General features: G+C 45.4%; 4 protein-coding genes. 2 read left to right on the forward strand and 2 right to left on the reverse strand.

What is annotated here, in order from left to right:
- Positions 1 to 241 precede the first annotated feature (241 nt).
- Positions 242 to 1006, forward strand: a complete 765-nt coding sequence (locus PN470_RS07990; RefSeq protein ID WP_271935862.1) for a hypothetical protein — start codon at positions 242 to 244, stop codon at positions 1004 to 1006.
- A 29-nt stretch (positions 1007 to 1035) separates the two neighbouring features.
- Here PN470_RS07990 and glcD read toward each other — a convergent pair whose 3' ends face one another.
- Together glcD and PN470_RS08000 are read right to left on the reverse strand one after the other, a co-directional pair.
- Positions 1036 to 2502: a glycolate oxidase subunit GlcD gene (glcD, locus tag PN470_RS07995; protein WP_271935861.1), complete on the reverse strand. Its 1467-nt coding sequence runs from the start codon at positions 2500 to 2502 to the stop codon at positions 1036 to 1038.
- A 147-nt stretch (positions 2503 to 2649) separates the two neighbouring features.
- The gene (locus PN470_RS08000; protein WP_069473888.1) at positions 2650 to 3201 is read right to left on the reverse strand and encodes a 2'-5' RNA ligase family protein; all 552 of its coding nucleotides are present in this window, start codon (positions 3199 to 3201) and stop codon (positions 2650 to 2652) included.
- A 160-nt stretch (positions 3202 to 3361) separates the two neighbouring features.
- Here PN470_RS08000 and PN470_RS08005 point away from each other — a divergent pair, with 160 nt between their 5' ends.
- Positions 3362 to 3628 carry a YciI family protein gene (locus tag PN470_RS08005; RefSeq protein WP_002736524.1) on the forward strand — a complete coding sequence of 89 codons (267 nt, stop codon included), beginning with the start codon at positions 3362 to 3364 and terminating at the stop codon, positions 3626 to 3628.
- Positions 3629 to 3856: the final 228 nt, after the last annotated feature.

Raw genomic sequence — 3856 nt, forward strand, 5'->3', positions numbered from 1 at the left:
GGGGGGGGGCCCCCCCCCCTGCCCCCCTTGATAAGGGGGGTGTCTGACAACTTTTAACGCCTACCTACTTAAGTGGTTTCAATTAAATTGAAGATAGATTTTGTCTTTAGATCCCCCCTGCCCCCCTTGATAAGGGGGGTACCGATCCCCCCTTAATCCCCCCTTAATAAGGGGGATATCTGAACAATTTTTAACCCCCACCCACTTAGAAAGAAAAGATAAATATCCAAGGAGAAAATTGATGATTGCCACTACTGACAATAACTCCAATCAACCACTGGCTAGTTTGCGGGAAATACAAGAACTTGCCATCGCAATTACCGCCAAGAGCCTCAATCCCGCCATGCTAACGATTGATTTCCTCAAATATTCGGGAATAGTTCCCCCCGACTGGGAATTAAATGGCCAGCCGGTACTCAATCCCAATTACGCTCAAGTTAATTTTCAAAATGGCATCAGCATCGTCGCCCAACCCCGGAAAATTACCTTTGTGGAGATAATTAAATCCCCCGATAGCCTGAACCTGAAACTGCCAGAAATTGTCGGTTTATATCTAGATAAACTCCCTTTAGCCGAATATCAAGCCCTGAATATCGCCCCGAAAAGTATTGTTCCTCTCCCCAGTAGCCCCGATGCCGCTAAAAAATATATCACCGAAACTCTTCTGGCCCCCGGTCCCTGGCACAATTTCGGTATAGCCCCCCTACAAGCCGGCATCAATCTATTTTATCAGTTAGAAACCTCTCAGCTATCCGTGGCGATTAACGAGGCAAAATTACAATTACCCGATGGCAAAATTTTAGGGGCGCTATTATTTGCCGGCAACTTTAACTATAATCTGGCCGAGGGACGCGATCGATTCAATCTGCTCAAACAATATCTGGGACAATGGCAAAAAGACCTAGAGATTTTCCGAGAATTAATCATTCAGCGTTTTCTGGAAAGACAAGTCCCAGTTTTCCCCTCTAATATCAATCTGCCCCTAGCACCCCAAGCTGGACTGTAATCAGTCATCAGTCAATACTTACCGATAACCTAAAACACATCCACCCCCGCAAACCCTTGTATTTTCGCATTAGCCGCTTCCCCACAGCTGCGCGGGGTGGGGAATAATTTCCCCGGGTTAGCCAAACCCTTGGGATTAAAGCAATCCCGCACATAGCCCATAGTTTCTAAGTCAATCTCGTTGAACATAGCAGGCATATAACAATTTTTATCGATGCCGATACCGTGTTCCCCCGATAAACTGCCCCCAACCCGCACACAAAGTTTGAGAATTTCACCGCCTAATTCCTCCACTTCTGCCCAGGCCCCCTCTACCCTGTTATCGTAGAGAATCAACGGGTGTAAATTGCCATCCCCAGCGTGGAAAACATTGGCGATTTTATAACCGTATTTTTCACTTAAAGCCTTAATTTCCTGAAGAACAGACACCAATTGAGTGCGCGGAATCACCCCATCTTGGACAAAATAATTAGGGCTAATTTTCCCCGCCGCCGCAAAAGCCGCTTTTCTGCCCTTCCAGAGTTTCAAGCGGGTTTCGGCATCATTAGCCGTGGTGATATTTCTCGCCCCATTTTGACGGCAAATCTCGGCAACCCGATGTTTATTACTGGCGACTTCTACTCCTAAACCATCCAATTCCACTAATAAAACTGACTCGGCATCCCGGGGATAACAGCCGGTAGCCACCACGTCTTCCACGGCGTTGATACTGAGATTATCCATAATCTCCATCCCCGCCGGAATCATTCCCGATTTAATAATATCCGCCACCGCTTGGCCCGCCGCCTCGATACTGGTAAAATCAGCCAGTAAAACACAGATAGATTCCGGAGTTTTCAGAATTCTTAGGGTGATTTCCGTGGCGATGCCTAAAGTTCCCTCGGAACCCACAAATAAACCGGTTAAATCGTAGCCCGGTTGTTCCGGTACCGCACCCCCCACATCGATAATTGAACCATCGGGAAGGACGATTTTTAAGCCCATAACGTGATTGGTAGTGACACCGTATTTTAAACAGTGAACCCCGCCGGAATTTTCCGCCACATTACCGCCGATCGAGCAGATAATTTGACTAGAGGGATCCGGTGCATAATAAAATCCCGCCCCGCTTACTGCTTGCGTCACCCAATTATTAATCACCCCGGGCTGCACCACCACCCTTTGATTATCTAAATCAACCCTGAGAATCTGATTCATCCGCGCCGTAACGATGAGAATCCCCTCTTCTAAGGGTAACGCCCCTCCCGATAAGCCCGTTCCTGCACCCCTTGCTACCCAGGCAATCTCGTTATCGTGACAGAGTTTCACCACCGTCGCAATTTCTGCGGTGCTGCGAGGCAACACCACAAGAGCGGGTCTTTGTCTGTATCCTGTGATACCATCGCACTCGTAGGTTAATAATTCATCTTTGCGACGGATGACTCCATCTTTGCCAAGGATCGCTTCTAACTGTTTGATCAGATTGGGGGAGATTTTCGGGGGATTTTTGAGTAACATAGGTTTCAGGGCGGCGGAGTCGCAGTAAAATGGCTCTATAGGTTAAAATATCGCAAAAAAGCCAGAAATTAAGCTTTAAAAACTGCTCTCTCCTATTTTACCACTAGAACCCCTTCCTCTGTAGATAGAAACCTGCAAGGGTCTGGATTATAGAGAAAATTGCCGATAAATTTCCCAGCGCTTACCGTTATGAATTAGGAGGGTAATTTGATCGATCATCACCTCAAAAAATAGCTCTTGATTAGCATATTTTGACCAAGCTTTCCAGAAATTATCTTTAGTTAAATCTCGGAAGCCAACGGTTAAATGGGGCGAAAAAGCTCGGCTTTTTGAGGCATTATCAATGATATTCAAGGAAGATTCTAGCTGCTGTAAAAGCCGTTTTTGCAGGGTTAATAATTCTGGGGTTTTCTGGACATTAATATAAATGACTCGCGGTTTAAAGGCGGCAAAATTCTGGAGAATCAGGGGAATAGGAGCGTGCAAGCGGGCAAATTCCTCTAAACATCTTTCTAAATCGGGTAATTGTTCTAAATTCCACCGGAAAGGTGGTTGGAGAGTGACGTGGGGAGGCGATTTCAGGGCAGCGCGACTATTGTAAATTTCTGCAAACTCTAACTTGATTTTTGTGGCAATTTCCTGTACTTCTGGCGGCGGCAAAAGTGCGATAAAAAATAGAGATCCCTGGGGTTGATTCATGGAAGCAAGCAAAGCTACAGAAATAAAGCTGTCACCTCGATTCTAGCAGTCTTCCACAACTCTAGCTAATTGTATATCTCTGTTATATTGCACCCTCGACGGTCAAGATTAATCGGTATAATTATATGATTGTTAATCAGTCCTAGCCTCCTGAGAATTTATGCCCTGGTTTGTCAAGATAGAAAAAGGCATTGTTGATAAAACTACCTTCGATCGCTATGTCAGCGCCCATAAGGACTATGTGCGTGATTTAATTAGCCAAGGACGAGCGGCAAAAACTGGTTATTGGGCAGAAAGGGGCGGCGGAATGTTATTATTTAAGGCCGATTCTCTTGAGGAAGCCCAAGCAATTATAGTTCGCGATCCTTTAATCGAGAATGGTTGTGTGGAATACGAACTCCATGAATGGCGAATTGTCGTAGAGTAATCTAGCTTTTCAGGGAACAGTAATCAGTAATCAGTAATCAGTGAAAAGACGGCAATGTTAAGCTGTTGATTATCTAAATATTACTCCCTAATAGTTACTAATTCTGTAGGCAAATATTGCATCTAGAATTAGCTTTGTACGCTTTGACCCGTACTGGGTTAACTACGAACCTCTCTATCGGATTCCCGCTAAAGGCGGCCTCTCCGACTACCTTTCTTCCAATATTTA

Source organism: Microcystis sp. CS-574 (assembly GCF_028329095.1).
Classification (GTDB): Bacteria; Cyanobacteriota; Cyanobacteriia; order Cyanobacteriales; family Microcystaceae; genus Microcystis; species Microcystis ichthyoblabe_A.